Here is a 15,143-nt window from a genome sequence, read left to right as displayed (position 1 = left end):
AAAGGTGTTCGCCCGCGTCCCGGGCCCGCCGGGCGAGGCCGGCAACCTCCTCGATCACCGGCGACATTGCCTCGGCGGGCAGCGGGCCGTGGTGGGCAAGCTCCTTTGTCTGCCCCCAGCTGGCGGAGAGCTCCGGCAACTGGGCAGCGGTGATCCAAGCCAGGGTGTCCCTACAACACACCCATGCCGGCCAGCCAAGCGCAGCGGTACGACAGTTATCCGCTGGCGGGGCAGTTGTTGCTGGTCAGCCGCAAGGTGTACTCGGCGTCGTCGTGGGTGATGCCGGAGGGCTGGCCGTCGAACCAGGTCTCCACCTTCTGCCAGCCGCGACGCTGCTCGTAGTGCAGGTGCGGCGCGCCGGAGTTGCCGGTGCTGCCGATCCGCCCGATCTGCTCGCCCTGGGCGACCCGCTGCCCCACCTCAACCAGCGGCGGTTCGAGCAGGTGCAGGTACTGGGTCTCCCACCGCCCGCCGTGGTCGATCTTCACCCAGTAGCCGCCGCCGCGACCCCGGGGGCCATCCGGATTCTCCGGGGTACGCCCACCGAGCGAGCCGTTGATCCCGGCGACGGTGACGGTGCCGGCGTACGAGGCGAGCACCGGCTGGCCCCAGGGGTCGCCTTGGAGGGGGAAGAAGTCGACGTCGTACTCGCCGTGGCCGGGATAGGTGCCGACCTGCCAGGTCTCGCCGCAGGCGACGGGCATCTGGAACAACGGTCGCGGGCCCGCCGGCAACAGCTGCGGCACCACGAACGCGGCAGCGGCGGCGAGCACCCCGACCACACCGACGACCAGCATCAGGCGCAGCAGACGCCGGCGGCTACGGCGGTGGGATCGGGGGTGGCCGGTCACGGCCGAAGCATGGCAGACGCCGGCAAGACGCCGACCACAGGGCTCAGCCGAGCGCAGGGCTCAGCCGACCGCAGGGCTCAGCCGGTCGCAGGGCTCAGCCGAGCGCAGGGCTCAGCCCGGCAGGGCCGGCACGGCGGTACCGGTGGGTGCCGGGGCCGGCACCGGGATCACGACGACCGGGCAGGTGGCCTTGCGTACGCACTCCTCGCTGACCGAACCGAGCACGGTGTGCCGCAGCCGGCCGTGGCCGTGGCTGCCGAGCACCAGCAGGTCGGCCTTGCGCGCGGCGGCGGTCAGCACCTCGGCCGGACGGCCCTCGAGAACCTCGGCGGCCACCGGGATCGCGGAGCCGTCCCCGGTGATCGCGGCGATCTCCCGGGCCAGCAGGGCCTCGGCCCGTTCCTTCTCCTCGACGGGGTTGGGCGCGACCATGGCGCCGCCGTCCAGGCCGTCCCACCGCCAGGCGGTGACCGCCTGCACGGCGCCGTTGCGCTCGGCCGCCTCACGCGCGGCCCAGCGCAGGGCCCGCCGGCCACCGTCGGAACCGTCCACACCCACGACGATCAGATAGGTCATCGTCCTCACTCCCTTTCGTCCTCCCTTCCAGTGCAGCCCCGGCACGGCTGCCGGACCAGCGGCCGAAGTCCCGGCAGGTCGGGACCAACGGCCCCGGACCAGCCGGGCGGTGATCGGTGGCTGACCCGCTCGCCGGCCACCGTCGACCGTTGACCTTGTGAAGCGCCACGACCGCCTGATAGACATCGGACGTGTCGCAGGCTGATCGGCCAGAGGACGTCTGGGGGCGACGGGTGAAGCTGCTGCGAGTGGATGGGCCGGGAGCGGAAACCCCGACACGTCAGCCGTTGGCGCCGGCATGACCGGCGTGGACACGCGGGAGTTCGCCGGGCTGGCTGCGGTGGTCACCGGTGGCGCGTCCGGCATCGGCCTGGCCACGGCCACCCTGCTCGCCGAGCGGGGTGCCCGGGTGGCGTGCCTGGACCTGAACCCGCAGGACGTACCGGAACCGCTGCTCGGCCTGGCCGCCGACGTGACCGACGACGATTCGGTACGCGCCGCGATCGCCACCGCACACCAGCGGCTCGGCGGCATCGACATCCTGGTCAACAACGCCGGCATCGGCGCGGTCGGCACCATCGAGGCCGACTCCGACGCCGAATGGCACCGGGTGCTCGACGTCAACGTGCTCGGCATCGTCCGGGTGAGCCGGGCCGCCCTGCCACACCTGCGGGCCTCGGCACACGCCGCGATCGTCAACATCGGCTCCATCGCCGCCTGGCTCGGCCTGCCCCAGCGGGCGCTCTACAGCGCCAGCAAGGGCGCGGTCCAGGCCCTCACCCTGGCGATGGCCGCCGACCACATCGGCGACGGCATCCGGGTCAATTGCGTCAACCCCGGCACGGCGGACACCCCCTGGGTACGCCGTCTGCTCGCCGCCGCCGACGATCCGGCGGCGGAACTGGCCGCGTTGCGGGCCCGCCAGCCCACCGGTCGACTCACCACCGGCCAGGAGGTGGCCGCCGCCGTCGCGTACCTGGCCAGTCCGCTTTCCGGGTCCACCACCGGCAGCGTGCTCGCCGTCGACGGCGGCATGCACGGCCTCCGCCTTCCGCAAGGAAGGGCCCCCTATTAACGCCTCGTGTATAGGAAGGGCCCCTTCCTAACGCTGAAGACCGGGCGTGCTCAGCGGGTCTGGCCGAGGGCCGGGCCCGCCTTACGGACGGATCGGCGGGCCACCGTCGGGCCCACGTCGCCGGGACGCCCCGGTCCCACCACCGCACCACGGATGTCCGCGACGATGGTGGCGAGCAGGTCGCGGCTGTGTTGCAACGCCTCGATCTTGCCGGTCAACTGGTCCAACTCGCCTTGCAGGGTGTCGGCCAGGCAGGCCCGGTCGGCCGGCTCGTCGGGGATCGCCGCGCGCCCGTCGAGCAGGAACTTCAGCGCCTGCCCGACCACGCCGGAGGGCAGCGCGGCCGAAAGCATGCACCGGATGCGGGCCACCCGGTCGACGTCGGTCTCCTGGTAGATCCGGTAGCCCGAGTCGGTGCGTACGGGCGTCAGCAGGCCCTGCTCCTCGTAGTAGCGCAGCATGCGTACCGAGGCACCGGTGCGTGCGCTCAACTCTCCGATCCGCATCGCTTGACTCTAACGTCGATGTCAGGCTTTAGCGTCCGCCTGTGATCCTCTATGTACTCTTCGTCTGCTCCTTCGCCGTGGCCACCGCCGAGTTCGTGCTGGTCGGCCTCCTCCCCCAGGTCGCGGCCGACCTGGGCGTGTCGGTACCCGCCGCCGGCCAACTGGTCACCGCGTACATGATCGTGGTGACGGTGGGCGGGCCGGTGGCCGCCGTGCTGACCCGCCGGCTGCCGCGCCGGGAACTGCTCGCCGGCACCATGGCGCTGGCCACCCTGTCGGCGGTGGCCAGCGCCATGGCCACGTCGTACCCGATGCTGTTGACGGCCCGGCTGGGTTCGGCGCTGGCCCAGGCGTTGTTCATGGCGGTGGCCTCCCAGGTGGCCATGGCCGCCGTGCCGCCCGAGCGGCAGACCGTCGCGGTGGCCCGGGTGTTCGGCGGGTTCGCCCTGGCCACCGTGCTCGGTTTGCCGGTGGGCAGCCTGATCGGCGAGGCGTACGGCTGGCCGGTCACCTTCGTGGTCGTCGCCGGCATGGCGGCCGTCGGGCTGCTCGGCGTCGTCGTCTGCTGCCCCCGCATCGCCGCGCCGCCGCCGGCCGGAGTGCGGGACAGCCTCGCCGCGCTGGCCCGTCCCGCAATCGTCGCCGGCCTCGGCGTCACCCTGCTGACGCTTACCGGCTTCGTGGCCGCCTTCACCTACGTCGCCCCGATGCTGCGCAGCGTCACCGGGCTGAGCCCCGGCTGGGTCAGCATCGGCCTGGTCGGCTACGGCCTGGGCACCATCGCCGGCAACCTGCTCGCCGGCCGGGTGCGCCCCGGCACGATCACCCGCCGGCTGCCGGCCGCCCTCGGCGCGCTGGCGCTGATCCTGCTCGCGCAGCCGCTGCTGCTGCCCGTCGCGCCGCTGGCACTTGTCGGCCTGGCGCTGCTCGGTGCGGCGGCGTTCCTGGTCGTACCGCTGGTCCAGACCTGGCTGATGGGCCAGGTCGACGCGGCCACCACCGGCCTGGTCGCGGCCGTCAACATCTCCGTCGCCGGGGCCGCCGGAGCCCTCGGTGCCGCGCTCGGCGGCGCGGTGCTCGCGGTCGGTCTCGGCCCGGCCTGGATCGGCCCGGTCGCCGCCGTCTCCGTGCTGGCCGCGACCGCCGTCGCCGCCGGCCTCGCCCGGACCGCCACCCCGACCGGGCGTACGCCGGCAGCGCTGCCTCCCAGGTGAGAATGCGGATGCGCGACGTGGGCACCGGGCCGCTTGCGGTGCCCACGCCGGCTGGGCGTGCCGGCACCCCGGCCGAACCTCTCACCGGCGAGCGCCCGATCTCTGCCGGGCCGGTTGCGGGGTGAGTCAGGTCAGGAGGGCGGCGCGGGTGTTGAGGAAGCGACGCACGGCGGCGTTGTCGGTGAGTGCGGCGGCGCGCTGGTAGGCCACTGCGGCATCCTCGGCATGCCCGAGCCGAGACAGCAGGTCGGCGCGCACGGCGTGGAACACATGGTGGCGGTCGAGGCCGGCGAGGGCGGTCACCAGGGGTAGTGCGGCAGCCGGCCCGTGCACCTCGGCCAGCGCCACCGCGCGATGCAGCGCGACGATCGGGCTGGGCGTCAGCGCGGTCAGGTGGTCGTAGAGCGCCAGGATCTGCCGCCAGTCGGTGGCTGCGGCGCTCGCGGCGTCACTGTGTACCGCGTTGACGGCGGCCTGGATCTGGTACGGACCGGGCCGGTCACGGCGCAGGCACCGCCGGACCAGATCCTGGCCTTCGGCGATCAGTGCCCGGTCCCAGCGTGTGCGGTCCTGGTCGGCGAGGCGCACGAGTTCGCCGTCCGGGCCGGTTCGCGCCGCCCGCCGCGACTCGATCAACAGCATCAGCGCGAGCAGGCCGAGCACCTCCGGCTCGTCGGGCATCAGCGCCGCGAGCAGACGGCCCAGGCGTACGGCCTCGGCGCTCAGTTCGTCGCGTGCGAGGTGGTCTCCGGAGCTTGCCGTGTAGCCCTCGTTGAAGATCAGGTAGACCACGGCGAGGACCGCGCCGAGGCGGTCGGGAAGATCGGCATCGCGCGGCACCCGGTAAGGGATGCCGGCGTCGCGGATCTTGCCCTTGCCCCGGACCAGTCGCTGGGCCATTGTCGATTCGGGTACCAGGAACGCGCACGCGATCTCGGCGGTGCTGAGTCCGCCGAGCAGCCGGAGGGTGAGCGCGACGCGGGTGGCGGGCGCGAGCGCGGGATGGCAACAGGTGAAGATCAGCCGGAGCCGGTCGTCGCGCACGGGGCCCTCCTGCCCGGGATCGGATGCGTCATCCGGCGCATGCAACCGCAGCGCCTCGGCGTGCCGGTCGGCCCGGGTCGACTCGCGCCGCAGGCGGTCGATGGCCCGGTTACGGGCGGCCGTGATGATCCAGCCGGCCGGGCTGGGTGGCAGCCCGTCGACCGGCCAGCGTCGCACGGCCGAGGTGAACGCGTCCTGGACCGCGTCCTCGGCGACGTCGATGTCGCCGAAGGTGCGGACCAGCGCCGCGACGGCCCGGCCGTACTCCGCGCGGAAGATCCGCGCGATGTCGCCGCCGTTCACGCGACGGGTCGCACCTCGACCGGCAGGGTCGAGGCGCGGGCCATCCGGGCACCCCAGGCCAGGGCGGCATCGAGATCGGGTGCGTTGATCACGGTGAATCCGCCGAGGTGCTCCTTCCCCTCGGTGAACGGCCCGTCGGTGAGCAGCACCTGATCGTCGCGGTCACGCACGACCGTCGCGGTGCTGGCCGGGTGCAGACCGACGGCGAAGACCCACGCGCCGGCGGCCTTCATCTCCTCGGCCAGGGCAGCGAGGTCGGCCATGATCGGGTCGAGGACCTGAGGCGGCGGAGCGTCGCCGTCGGGCTGGTAGACACTGAGCAGGTACTGCCTCATCTGGTGGGATCCCCTCAAGCGGTCGGGCGGTACGTCGCGATGATCACGCCGGTCGTGGTCGGGATGGCCTCCACCAACTCGTACCTGCCGTACGCCTGCTCGCCGTCGGCGAACAGCTTGCTGCCCGCGCCCAGCGTGAGTGGGTGGATCGACAACATGTAACGGTCGACGAGACCCGCCCTGGCCAGCGACCGCACCAGCTCGCCGCTGCCGAGCACGACCAGATCGCCCTCGACGTCCCGCTTGAGCGCGGCCACGGCCTCGGTCGCCTCCCCCGTCAGCAGGAACGAGTTCTCCCACGGCAACGGCTCAACCGCCGTACGCGAGGCGACATACTTGCGCTTGCGGTTGAGCACCTCGGTGTACGGGTTGCCGTCCGTCTGCTTCGACCAGAAGCCGTGGAACTGCTCGTAGGTGCGGCGACCGAACAGCAGCACGCCGTCGTCGCTCATGCCCCTGCCCATCGTCTCGGCCATCACGCGGTCGGCGTACGGGTGGGCCCAGCCGCCGTGCCGGAAGCCTCCCCGGGTGTCCTCGTCCACCCCGCCAGGTGCCTGCATCACCCCGTCGAGCGTCACGTTCTCGACGACCACCAGCATGCCCATCGCGCGCTCCCTGCGTGCGGGGCCAGCCCAGCGCCGACCCGTCATCCACTACACGAACGACCCGTCGCCGGATCGACAACGCAGCTGGAAACTCATCCGAACGGTAGCCGTGACCTCCTGCGCGGCTTGCCCGGATTCACGGGCGCGACGCGGTCACGACCGGGGGGCGAGGACACGCAGGGCGATGTCGATGGAGGCGTGGAGGTCTTCGCGACTCGCCCCGGCGGCGGCGTGAACGGCGTGGCCCTCGCTGAGCGCCATCACGAATCGCGCCAGCGCCCGGGCGTCCATGCCGTCCGGCAGGTCCCCTTCCTGCTCCGCGAGGGACAGTCGTTCTTCGAGGGCGGACTCGGTGGCGGCCCGGCCGGCGGCCAGGATCTCGGAGATGCGGCTGTTCTCCGGTGAGCAGGCCAGGCCGCCCTGAATGGAGAGGCAGCCGGAGGGGTGATCATCGGCGGTGAGGCCGTCGGCGCTGGCGCGCAGAAAAGCCGCTATCGCGGCGTGTGCGGTGGGTTGATCGAGTACGCGGCGCGCCTTGGCCAGCTGGTTCTCGTGGTAGCGGGCAAAGGCGCGTTGGAACAGCTGCTCCTTGTTGCCGAACGTGGCGTACAGGCTCGGTCGATTGATGCCCATCGCGCTGGTGAGCGCGCTCAGCGAGGTGCCCTCGTAGCCGTGCCGCCAGAAGACCTCGGTGGCGCGGTCGAGGACCGTCTCCTCGTCGAAGGCTCGCGGTCGTCCGGTGGGAGGCGTCTCAATGCCCATGGCACCAGTCTACCGATCGGTACAATACGTGATCCGGCTCACCAACCGATCGGTACAAAACTTGCTACGGTGGTCGTGCAACCGATCGGTACAAAACTTGCCGCGCTCGCGTTCCGGTCGTCTGTCTCGACGGTCCGCAGCGGCATACCTCAAGGAGTGGCATGACCATCACACTGATCACCGGCGCCAACAAGGGCATCGGTTTCGAGACCGCCAAACAGCTGCACGAGCTGGGTCACACCGTGTACATCGGCGCACGCGACGTCGAGCGGGGCGAGAAGGCCGCCGCGGAGTTGGGCGCACGATTCGTGCAGCTGGATGTCACCGACGACGGGTCGGTCAGCCGTGCGATGGCCGCCATCGAATCCGCCGAGGGTCGACTCGACGTCCTGGTGAACAACGCAGGCATCCTGGGCGCCGGCACCATGGACGGACCCACGGCCCTGCGCGTGTTCGACACGAACGCAGTGGGGATCGTCCGAGTCACGGAGGCCGCCCTGCCGCTGCTGAGCAGGTCCTCGAACCCGACGGTGGTCACCCTGTCGAGCAGCATGGGATCCTTCTGGGCGGTGACCAATCCCGACCGTCCGGAGTTCCACCTGCCGCTTGCGCTCTACGCGGCGTCCAAGGCGGCAGCCACCATGCTCACTGTCCAGTACGCCAAGTTCCAGCCGGGGATCAAGTTCAACGCACTCGAACCCGGCACCACCGCCACCGACATGACCGCCGACTTCGGCATCGGAAGGTCGGTGACGGAAAGCGCCCGGACAGTCGTACGCCTGGCCACGCTCGCCCCGGACGGTCCCACCGGAACCTTCACCGACGAGTCCGGGCCGTTGGCCTGGTAGTCGTCGCGGCCGTCCAGTGGCCCTCCTTCGACGCCGACGAGATCGACGGCCTCACCACGTCGTTGGCCGTCAACACGGTCGGCCCAGCAGCTCTGATCGATGCGGCCCTGCCGGCCATGCGTACCGCGGGCTGGGGACGCATCGTTGCCGTCTCGACTGACATCGTCGAGCAACCCATGGCAGGGCCGCTCGCCTACGCCACAGCGAAGGGAGCGCTCGAGACCGCCGCGCGAGTGCTCGCCGTCCGGGAAGCCCGCCATGGCATCCTGACGAACATTGTCCGCCCGGGCTTCACGCTCACCGACAATGCCCTGAATGCTCCGTTTCTGGGCCCGAAAGCGGTCGCGGCCGAATCGGCGAAGACCCCGACCGGGCGCATCTGCACTCCCGAAGACATAGCCACCGCGATCACCTATCTGGCCTCGGCAGCCAATGGCCACATCAACGGGCAGACCCTGTCACTGGCAGGTGGCCGCGAACTCGTGCGCTGAGGCCCGGAGGTGGTGGTGGCAGCTCATGGCGCACAGGCCAGCCATCCTTCGAAGCCACGTCCGAGGACCGCCGCGTCCCCGCGGGCAGAAAAGGGTCGCCAGGGTACGCCGCCAACCGTTATGGTCCGCCGCATGCGGCTGGAGAAGATCACCCCAAACAACTACGAGGCAGCGCTAGCGCTGTCCGGAGAAGAGAGCGGCGGCCAGACGGTCGGCGTCCTCGATCTCTCCTGAGGTGCCGGTGACCCGGGCCTTCGTGCAGCCGGACGATCTGCGCCACCTGGTGGCGGACCAGTTCGGGGGTGACCGCCGGATCGTCGCGCTGGACCGGCTGACGGGCGGCAGCAAGAAGGGCGTCTACCGGCTCCGGCTGGACGACCTGACGCAGGTGATCGTCTACGTCTGGGCGGCCGGGGAGAACTACTGGCCGCCGTCGCTGACCGTTCCGGACGACCCGTTCACCGACGCCTCCGGCGCAGACCTGTTCGCCGCCAACCATGCGGCGCTCGCCGCCGTCGACGTGCGGATCCCCCGGCTACTGATGCTCGACCGCGACCGCCGCTACCTCGATGCCGACGTCGCCCTGCTGGAGGATGCGGGCGCGGTGACGCTGGAAGCCCTGCTGGCACGTGATCCGGCCGCCGCTGCCGGGCCGCTCGCCACGCTGGGCGGCGCACTGCGTCGGATGCACACCACGTTATGCGCGAAGTACGGCAAGCTCACCGCCATCGAGCGTGGCGAGGCCGCCCAGCGCCGACGCACCGAGGACGTCATCGTGGACCGGGCGCTCAGCCAGCTCCGGGCTGCGGCCGTCCGCGACCCCCGGCTCGCCGACGCACACGATCAGATCGCCGGACACGTACGCCGGCTCCGTGACGCGGTGCGCGAACGCCGGGCGTACGGGCTGGTGCATGGCGAACTCGGGCCGGATCACGTCCTCGTCACGCCGGACGGCGAACCCGTGATGATCGATATCGAGGGCCTCACGTACTTCGACGTCGAGTGGGAGCACGCCTGGCTACGGATGCGCTTCCGCGACGCCTACCCGCTGCTGCGCCCCGTCGACCTCGACCCGCACCGGCTGGAACTCTACCGGTACGCGCAGGTGCTCTCGCTTATCGAAGGCCCGCTGCGGATCGCGGACACCGACTTTCCCAACCGGCAGTGGATGCTGGACCTGGCCGAGTGGAACACCACGAAAGCACTCGCCGCCCTCCGACACGCCGACTATCCACGGTAGATAGATCGGCGTCGCACGACCCCTGACGGATCACCTGCTCCCCCACCGGCGTGTCGTACAGCTCAACTGCCAACGATCGAGACGGCTCCTCAAGATCGTGCTCGTTCCAGGATCGAGTGGCCTCCATGCGAGAGATAGCCACTCCTCCAAGGAACGAGCACGATCTTTGTCCCACGAACCCGAGCGCGGGCTGCGACACGAGAGCGCGGAATCGCCGGTGCCCTTGCAGACCGACAAGGTGGGGCAACGGCGATGTTTCACCTCCACCCGCCGACCATGCGGCGGATGGCTCCTTCATTCAAGATAAACCGCAGGTTCGGGCAATATTGATTGAGGATGAAACCTATCCGATCCCGCGAGGGAGTTACTCGGACTTATCCTCCGGCTCGGCCACGTACACGCCTTTGCCTGGATACCCTTCCACCAACTCTCTGTCTTTCAGAATCGACATGACACGGTTAATTGTGGAAATGTGCACGCTGTATTGTTCGGCCAACTGCCGCGTGGACGGTAATTTCTCCCCCGGCGCAAGATCACCGGATTTGATCTTACTCGCGAGCTCGTTCGCTATGCGCCTGTAGTCCACTCTTTCGGTCGGCATATGTCGATCTCCGTCGGTTCCCTGGCTTCGGCACAGCAATTTGATCACGAGAGAACCTGTTCCAGCAAGTTTCACGATCTAGCTACAACCCGTCTTGACCTACTCCAACTTGTAGGAGTAGGTTGCTTCCCGGGCCGGTTCCCTGGTTTCGGCAAACTCCTCGGTTCCGGCCCGCTTACCCACCTCGGGAAGTGCTACGCACGCCCAGGTGGGCACCTACTCAACCTCGGCGCAGAAGGTGCCACATGGTCAACTTCCTGGAAGAGAAAGCATGCGTGCGGCCGGAGCGGCGGTGGCGGGGTGGTGAGTGAGGTGCCGATCGGGCGGCGGGTGGCGTACTGGCGGGTGCGGCGGCGGATGTCGCAGCAGGTGTTCGCCGATCGGCTCGGCAAGTCGAAGAGCTGGGTGGACAAAGTTGAGCGCGGAGTACGCACCCTGGACAAGGTTTCCACGCTGCGCGACATCGCCAACGTGTTACGGATCGACCGGGAGGTGCTGCTCGGCCGGGACGCCCGGCCCGTCGACGGCAGCACGCGGATCGAGAGTGTCGAGCTGATCGGGGCGGCGCTGTCCGCGTACGACATCGCTCTGGATCGGCCGGCGGCGCGCGAGGTGCCGGATGCGGCTCGGGTGGTCCGGGGCGTCGCGCACGCCTGGACGAGTTACCAGCATGCGCGGTACCCAGCTCTGATCGACCTGCTGCCGGGTCTACTGGCCGGCGCGCAGCGCCGCCACGCGCACGAGCCGCTGGCGGGTCGGGTGTCGCTTGTGGAGGCGTACCGGGTGACGGCGTCGTTGCTGGTCAAGCTGGGTGAGACCGAGTTGGCCTGGCTCGCCGCAGACCGGGCGATGGCGCTGTCCGCCGGGGATCCGGTGCTGGTGGCCAGCGCCACCGTGCAGCTCGGGCAGGTGTTGCGGGCCACCGGTCGGGCGCGGGCTGCGGGCACGGCGACGCTGGCGGCGGCGTACCGGATCGGGACGCTCGACCTGGACGCGGCGCGGTTGTCGCTCTGCGGGACGCTGCTCGTCCAGGCGGCGCTGGCGGCGGCGCGGCAGGGCGACGACCGGGCCGCCGCCGCGCGCCTCGACGAGGCCGCCGACCTGGCCGCCGAGGTAGGCGACGGGCACGATCATCAGCACACCGGCTTCGGACCGACCGCGGTGGCGCTCGCCGGGGTCACGGTCGCGATCGAGTTGGGTACGCCGGACGAGGCGATTCTCCGCCACGAGGAGGCAATTGGGCGAGACGGGTGGCGGTGGCTGGCACCCGAGCATCGGGCCGCGCACCTGATCGACGCCGGCCGTGCGTACCTCCAGAATGCCGATCCGGTGAACGCCGCCCGGGTGCTGTTGGCGGCCCACCGCACCGCACCGGCCGAGGTACGCCACCGGCCCGCCGCCCGGCAGGTGCTCGCTGACGCGATCCGCTGCCCCGATGCCCCGGCCACGATCGTGGCGCTCGCCGCCACGCTCGGGGTGAGCCGGGCATGACCGCACCCTTCCTCACCCTGGCGCAGATCCTCAACCGGCTCACCCTGACCGCCCGCTGGGCGCTGCGGGAACATCAGCCCGGCACCGATGGCCGCTGCCCGCTCTGCCGCACCCCCGACTGCGCGGTGGCGACCGCCGCCCGCGACGTCCTCGCCACCATCAAGCTGACCCGCTGAAGCCCGGCCGACGCTTCGCCGGAGCCGTGCAGAGCGGCACCTCCAGGTGGCACCTTCGGGCTTGACCTGAAGTGCGCTTGAGGTAGTCGACTCTACGTCGGACGTGCTTGTTGGACGAACGAAGGCACCTGGCGCGTCGATCATGGAGTTGTGGTCTGGCAAATGCGCGACTATGCCCCTTTCGTCGCGACCAAAACTCCATGATCGACGCAGCGGGCGAGGTGCACTCGCGAGCGCGCAACGTCCTTAGGTGATCAGGAGTTTGCGGCCGATGCCGGCGCGGAACTGGGACATGGCGTCGGCGTAGGAGGCCAGGGGGAAGCGGTCGCTGATGAAGATCGCTGGGTCGAGGACACCTGCGGCGAAGAGTTCGGCGGCGCGGTCGAAGCTGTGCAGCACGGCCATCGAACCGGTGACGGTGATCTCCTGGTTGTAGATGCGGTACGGCGCGACCGGTACCCGGGTGGCGTACTCACTGACGCCGAACTGAAGGAACGTGCCGGCGGGCGCGACCCGGCGCAGGCCGTCGGAGATCGCGGCCGGCACGCCGGTGCAGTCGATGACGACGTCCCAGCCGCGTGGGCGGTCCAACTCGTCGGCGTTCGCCGCACTCGCCGAGCAGCCGAGCCGGACCGCGGTGGCGAGCCGGTCCGGGTTCGGGTCGACCACGCTGACGGTCGCCGCACCGCACCGTTTGGCCAGCTCCAGCATGATCAGGCCCATGGTGCCGGCGCCGTAGACGAGGTAGTGGTCGGCCAGCCGCCGGGGCAGCACGTCGAAGCCGCGTACGGCGCAGGAGAGCGGCTCGATAAGCGCGGCGTCGGCCGGGGCGACCCCCTCGGGCAGGGCGACGCAGTTACGGACCGGGGCGAGCGCGTACTCGGCGGCGCCGCCGGAGACGGTGACGCCGATGGCGTTCCACCGTTCGCAGAGGTTGCCCCGGGCCCGCCGGCACTGGTAGCACTCGCCGCAGTGCAGCGACGGGTCGACGGCGACCGGGTCGCCGGTCCGCAGTTCGGTGACGTCCCGCCCGACCGCGACCACCCTGCCGGCGAACTCGTGGCCCGGCACGATCGGGTACGCGGGCGCGAACTCGCCGTCCATGATGTGCAGGTCGGTGCCGCAGATGCCGCAGCCGGCCACCTCGACGACCACGTCCCGGGGGCCGGGCGCCGGGTCCGGCACGGACTCCACGCTGATCTGACCCGGCGTGACGATTACTGCTGCTTTCACTTGACCGCCCCCATGGAGAGTCCTCGGACGAGTTGTTTCTGGGCGATCCAGCCGGCCAGCACGACCGGCAACGACACGATCGTCGCCGCCGCGCAGAGCCGGGCCAGGAACAGCCCTTCGGAGGTGATGAAGCCGACCAGGAAGATCGGCGAGGTGCCGGCCCGGGTGGCCGTCAGGTTCACCGCGAGGAAGAACTCGTTCCAGCTGAAGATGAAGCAGATCAGCGCGGTGGCAGCCAGGCCGGGCGCGACGATCGGCAGCAGGATGCGCCGGATGGTGACCAGCAGGGTGGCGCCGTCCATCGCCGCCGCCTCGATAAGCGCGGTCGGCACCTCCAGCAGGAACGAGCGCATCATCCAGACCGCGATCGGCAGGTTCATCGCCGTGTAGAGCACGATCAGGGTCCAGACGTTGTCCAGCATGCCGAGGTTCTGCACCAGCAGGTAGATCGGCAGCAGGGCGGCGACCACCGGCAGCATCTTCGTGCTGATGAAGAAGAACAGCACGTCGCGCCAGCGAGCCACCGGGCGGATGGACAGCGCGTACGCCGCCGGGGTGGCCAGCACCAGCACCAGCAGGGTGGAGAGCACGCTTGCCATCAGCGAGTTGAGCAGGTACGGCATCAGGTCGCGCTCGAAGACCTGCCGGTAACCGTCCAGCACCGGAGTGAACAACCAGGACGGCGGGTTGCTTGCGGCGTCCACCTCGCGTTTGAAGCCGGTGAGCACCATCCAGGCCACCGGTAGGAAGAAAAGCAGCCCGGCGAGCCAGGCCAGCACGGTCCAGACGGCTCCGGTCAGGCCGGCGCTGCGTCGGGCCGGGTTCGAGGTACGGGTCATCGCGCGTCCTCCATCCGGAACAGGCTGGAGATCACCCGCAGCGCGAAGGTGGCGACCAGGATGGTGCCGATCACCACCACGACGCCGGCCGCGGCGGCCTCGCCGTACTCGAACTTGCGGAAGGTGGTCAGGTAGATCTCGTACGGCAGGTTGGTGGTGGCCCGACCCGGACCGCCCTGGGTGATGGTGAAGACCGCGTCGAAGGTCTGCACCAGGTAGATCGAGCCGAGCAGGGCACCCAACTCCAGGTAGGGCCGCAGGTACGGCAGGGTGATCCGGGTGAACGTCTGCCACGGGCCGGCACCGTCGACCCGGGCGGCCTCCAGGGTTTCCAGGGACTGGCTCTGCAATCCGGCCAGGATGATCAGCATCATGAACGGGGTCCACTGCCAGACCAGCGCGGCCACCACGGAGACCATCGGATACTGCGACACCCAGTCGGTGTTGCCGCCGAAGATGCCGTTGATCAGGCCGTACGACGGGTTGTAGATGGCGTGCTTCCAGAGCAGTGCCGCCGCCATCGGCATCACCAGGAACGGGGTGATCAGCAGGGTCCGCACGATCCCCCGGCCGGGAAACCTGCGGTCGAGCAGGATGGCCAGGCCGAGGCCGAGCAGCACGGAGACCAGCACCGACGAGGCGGTGAGCAGCACCGTGTTGACCAGGGCGGCGCGCAGCCGGTCGTCGCTGAGCACGGTGGCGTAGTTGGCCAGGCCGATGAACTCGCGGCTGCCGGGCCGCAACGCGTTCCAGCTCTGGGTGGAGAGGTAGAGGGTGAACAGGAACGGCAGCTGGGTCACCACGATGGCGAAGACCAGGGCGGGCAGCAGCGGCGCGCGGCGGGACCAGCGTTGTTTGCGGTCCGGCCGGGTGGGACGTACGGCGGGGCGCGGTGTCGCGTCCGCACCGGTGGTGATGGTCGTGGTCATCGATCCACCTCGGGGCAGGGCCGG

Annotated in this window: 18 protein-coding genes; 7 read left to right on the top strand and 11 right to left on the bottom strand. The window is 70.3% G+C overall.

Annotation, left to right across the window (positions count from 1 at the left end):
- Positions 1 to 215: 215 nt before the first annotated feature.
- Complete coding sequence (locus QQG74_RS15390; RefSeq protein WP_341721245.1) at positions 216 to 797, bottom strand: M23 family metallopeptidase; 582 nt, start codon at positions 795 to 797, stop codon at positions 216 to 218.
- 165 nt (positions 798 to 962) lie between these two features.
- A complete protein-coding gene (locus QQG74_RS15385; RefSeq protein ID WP_341720972.1) occupies positions 963 to 1,427 on the bottom strand; it encodes a universal stress protein in 465 nt (154 codons plus the stop codon).
- Between the two features lie 298 nt (positions 1,428 to 1,725).
- On the opposite strand from QQG74_RS15385, the gene QQG74_RS15380 reads away from it, so the two are divergent.
- On the top strand, positions 1,726 to 2,502 hold the full coding sequence (locus tag QQG74_RS15380) for an SDR family oxidoreductase (RefSeq protein WP_341720971.1): 777 nt from the start codon (positions 1,726 to 1,728) through the stop codon (positions 2,500 to 2,502).
- 50 nt (positions 2,503 to 2,552) lie between these two features.
- On the opposite strand, the gene QQG74_RS15375 is transcribed toward QQG74_RS15380, so the two are convergent.
- Complete coding sequence (locus QQG74_RS15375) at positions 2,553 to 3,008, bottom strand: MerR family transcriptional regulator (RefSeq protein WP_341720970.1); 456 nt, start codon at positions 3,006 to 3,008, stop codon at positions 2,553 to 2,555.
- Between the two features lie 41 nt (positions 3,009 to 3,049).
- Between QQG74_RS15375 and QQG74_RS15370 the strand changes: the two genes are divergently transcribed.
- A complete protein-coding gene (locus tag QQG74_RS15370; protein WP_341720969.1) occupies positions 3,050 to 4,222 on the top strand; it encodes an MFS transporter in 1,173 nt (390 codons plus the stop codon).
- Positions 4,223 to 4,348: 126 nt separating this feature from the next.
- Here QQG74_RS15370 and QQG74_RS15365 read toward each other — a convergent pair whose 3' ends face one another.
- From QQG74_RS15365 to QQG74_RS15350, 4 genes are all read right to left on the bottom strand, one after another.
- Positions 4,349 to 5,569 carry an RNA polymerase sigma factor gene (locus QQG74_RS15365; RefSeq protein WP_341720968.1) on the bottom strand — a complete coding sequence of 407 codons (1,221 nt, stop codon included), beginning with the start codon at positions 5,567 to 5,569 and terminating at the stop codon, positions 4,349 to 4,351.
- Positions 5,566 to 5,904, bottom strand: a complete 339-nt coding sequence (locus QQG74_RS15360) for a YciI family protein (protein WP_341720967.1) — start codon at positions 5,902 to 5,904, stop codon at positions 5,566 to 5,568. Before QQG74_RS15360 ends, QQG74_RS15365 begins: the two co-directional genes overlap by 4 nt.
- A 14-nt stretch (positions 5,905 to 5,918) precedes the next feature.
- Complete coding sequence (locus QQG74_RS15355; RefSeq protein WP_341720966.1) at positions 5,919 to 6,509, bottom strand: dihydrofolate reductase family protein; 591 nt, start codon at positions 6,507 to 6,509, stop codon at positions 5,919 to 5,921.
- Positions 6,510 to 6,662: 153 nt separating this feature from the next.
- Positions 6,663 to 7,271, bottom strand: a complete 609-nt coding sequence (locus QQG74_RS15350; protein ID WP_341720965.1) for a TetR/AcrR family transcriptional regulator — start codon at positions 7,269 to 7,271, stop codon at positions 6,663 to 6,665.
- A gap of 161 nt (positions 7,272 to 7,432) precedes the next feature.
- Here QQG74_RS15350 and QQG74_RS15345 point away from each other — a divergent pair, with 161 nt between their 5' ends.
- From QQG74_RS15345 to QQG74_RS15335, 3 genes are all read left to right on the top strand, one after another.
- Positions 7,433 to 8,119, top strand: a complete 687-nt coding sequence (locus QQG74_RS15345; protein ID WP_341720964.1) for an SDR family NAD(P)-dependent oxidoreductase — start codon at positions 7,433 to 7,435, stop codon at positions 8,117 to 8,119.
- Positions 8,113 to 8,610 (top strand): SDR family oxidoreductase, encoded by a 498-nt coding sequence (locus QQG74_RS15340; protein ID WP_341721244.1) that lies wholly within the window; start codon positions 8,113 to 8,115, stop codon positions 8,608 to 8,610. The genes QQG74_RS15345 and QQG74_RS15340 overlap by 7 nt, the downstream gene beginning before the upstream one ends.
- A 241-nt stretch (positions 8,611 to 8,851) precedes the next feature.
- A complete protein-coding gene (locus tag QQG74_RS15335) occupies positions 8,852 to 9,850 on the top strand; it encodes an aminoglycoside phosphotransferase (protein WP_341720963.1) in 999 nt (332 codons plus the stop codon).
- Between the two features lie 364 nt (positions 9,851 to 10,214).
- On the opposite strand, the gene QQG74_RS15330 is transcribed toward QQG74_RS15335, so the two are convergent.
- Positions 10,215 to 10,499 carry a winged helix-turn-helix domain-containing protein gene (locus QQG74_RS15330; protein WP_341720962.1) on the bottom strand — a complete coding sequence of 95 codons (285 nt, stop codon included), beginning with the start codon at positions 10,497 to 10,499 and terminating at the stop codon, positions 10,215 to 10,217.
- Between the two features lie 255 nt (positions 10,500 to 10,754).
- On the opposite strand from QQG74_RS15330, the gene QQG74_RS15325 reads away from it, so the two are divergent.
- Positions 10,755 to 11,942: a helix-turn-helix domain-containing protein gene (locus QQG74_RS15325; RefSeq protein ID WP_341720961.1), complete on the top strand. Its 1,188-nt coding sequence runs from the start codon at positions 10,755 to 10,757 to the stop codon at positions 11,940 to 11,942.
- On the top strand, positions 11,939 to 12,118 hold the full coding sequence (locus QQG74_RS15320; RefSeq protein ID WP_341720960.1) for a hypothetical protein: 180 nt from the start codon (positions 11,939 to 11,941) through the stop codon (positions 12,116 to 12,118). Before QQG74_RS15325 ends, QQG74_RS15320 begins: the two co-directional genes overlap by 4 nt.
- Before the next feature lie 246 nt (positions 12,119 to 12,364).
- Here the strand turns inward: QQG74_RS15320 and QQG74_RS15315 are convergent, their stop codons facing one another.
- From QQG74_RS15315 to QQG74_RS15305, 3 genes are read right to left on the bottom strand one after another with little or no spacing between them, the layout of a single operon-like run.
- Entirely contained in the window at positions 12,365 to 13,351 is a 987-nt protein-coding gene (locus QQG74_RS15315; RefSeq protein ID WP_341720959.1) for a zinc-dependent alcohol dehydrogenase family protein, read from the bottom strand.
- Complete coding sequence (locus QQG74_RS15310) at positions 13,348 to 14,190, bottom strand: carbohydrate ABC transporter permease (RefSeq protein WP_341720958.1); 843 nt, start codon at positions 14,188 to 14,190, stop codon at positions 13,348 to 13,350. The genes QQG74_RS15315 and QQG74_RS15310 overlap by 4 nt, the downstream gene beginning before the upstream one ends.
- Positions 14,187 to 15,119 (bottom strand): sugar ABC transporter permease, encoded by a 933-nt coding sequence (locus tag QQG74_RS15305; protein ID WP_341720957.1) that lies wholly within the window; start codon positions 15,117 to 15,119, stop codon positions 14,187 to 14,189. The genes QQG74_RS15310 and QQG74_RS15305 overlap by 4 nt, the downstream gene beginning before the upstream one ends.
- Positions 15,120 to 15,143 lie beyond the last annotated feature (24 nt).

It is taken from the genome of Micromonospora sp. FIMYZ51 (genome assembly GCF_038246755.1).
Taxonomy (GTDB): domain Bacteria; phylum Actinomycetota; class Actinomycetes; order Mycobacteriales; family Micromonosporaceae; genus Micromonospora.
Note: the sequence above shows the minus strand (reverse complement) of the source record. Positions and strands in the feature narration are given on the sequence as shown.

Excerpts from the sequence above, each read along its gene's own strand:
- QQG74_RS15390 (WP_341721245.1), bottom strand. The coding sequence starts at position 797 with ATGCTGGTCGTCGGTGTGGTCGGGGTGCTCGCCGCCGCTGCCGCGTTC.
- QQG74_RS15385 (WP_341720972.1), bottom strand. The coding sequence starts at position 1,427 with ATGACCTATCTGATCGTCGTGGGTGTGGACGGTTCCGACGGTGGCCGG.
- QQG74_RS15380 (WP_341720971.1), top strand. The coding sequence starts at position 1,726 with ATGACCGGCGTGGACACGCGGGAGTTCGCCGGGCTGGCTGCGGTGGTC.
- QQG74_RS15375 (WP_341720970.1), bottom strand. The coding sequence starts at position 3,008 with ATGCGGATCGGAGAGTTGAGCGCACGCACCGGTGCCTCGGTACGCATG.
- QQG74_RS15360 (WP_341720967.1), bottom strand. The coding sequence starts at position 5,904 with ATGAGGCAGTACCTGCTCAGTGTCTACCAGCCCGACGGCGACGCTCCG.
- QQG74_RS15355 (WP_341720966.1), bottom strand. The coding sequence starts at position 6,509 with ATGGGCATGCTGGTGGTCGTCGAGAACGTGACGCTCGACGGGGTGATG.
- QQG74_RS15350 (WP_341720965.1), bottom strand. The coding sequence starts at position 7,271 with ATGGGCATTGAGACGCCTCCCACCGGACGACCGCGAGCCTTCGACGAG.
- QQG74_RS15345 (WP_341720964.1), top strand. The coding sequence starts at position 7,433 with ATGACCATCACACTGATCACCGGCGCCAACAAGGGCATCGGTTTCGAG.
- QQG74_RS15320 (WP_341720960.1), top strand. The coding sequence starts at position 11,939 with ATGACCGCACCCTTCCTCACCCTGGCGCAGATCCTCAACCGGCTCACC.
- QQG74_RS15310 (WP_341720958.1), bottom strand. The coding sequence starts at position 14,190 with ATGACCCGTACCTCGAACCCGGCCCGACGCAGCGCCGGCCTGACCGGA.
- QQG74_RS15305 (WP_341720957.1), bottom strand. The coding sequence starts at position 15,119 with ATGACCACGACCATCACCACCGGTGCGGACGCGACACCGCGCCCCGCC.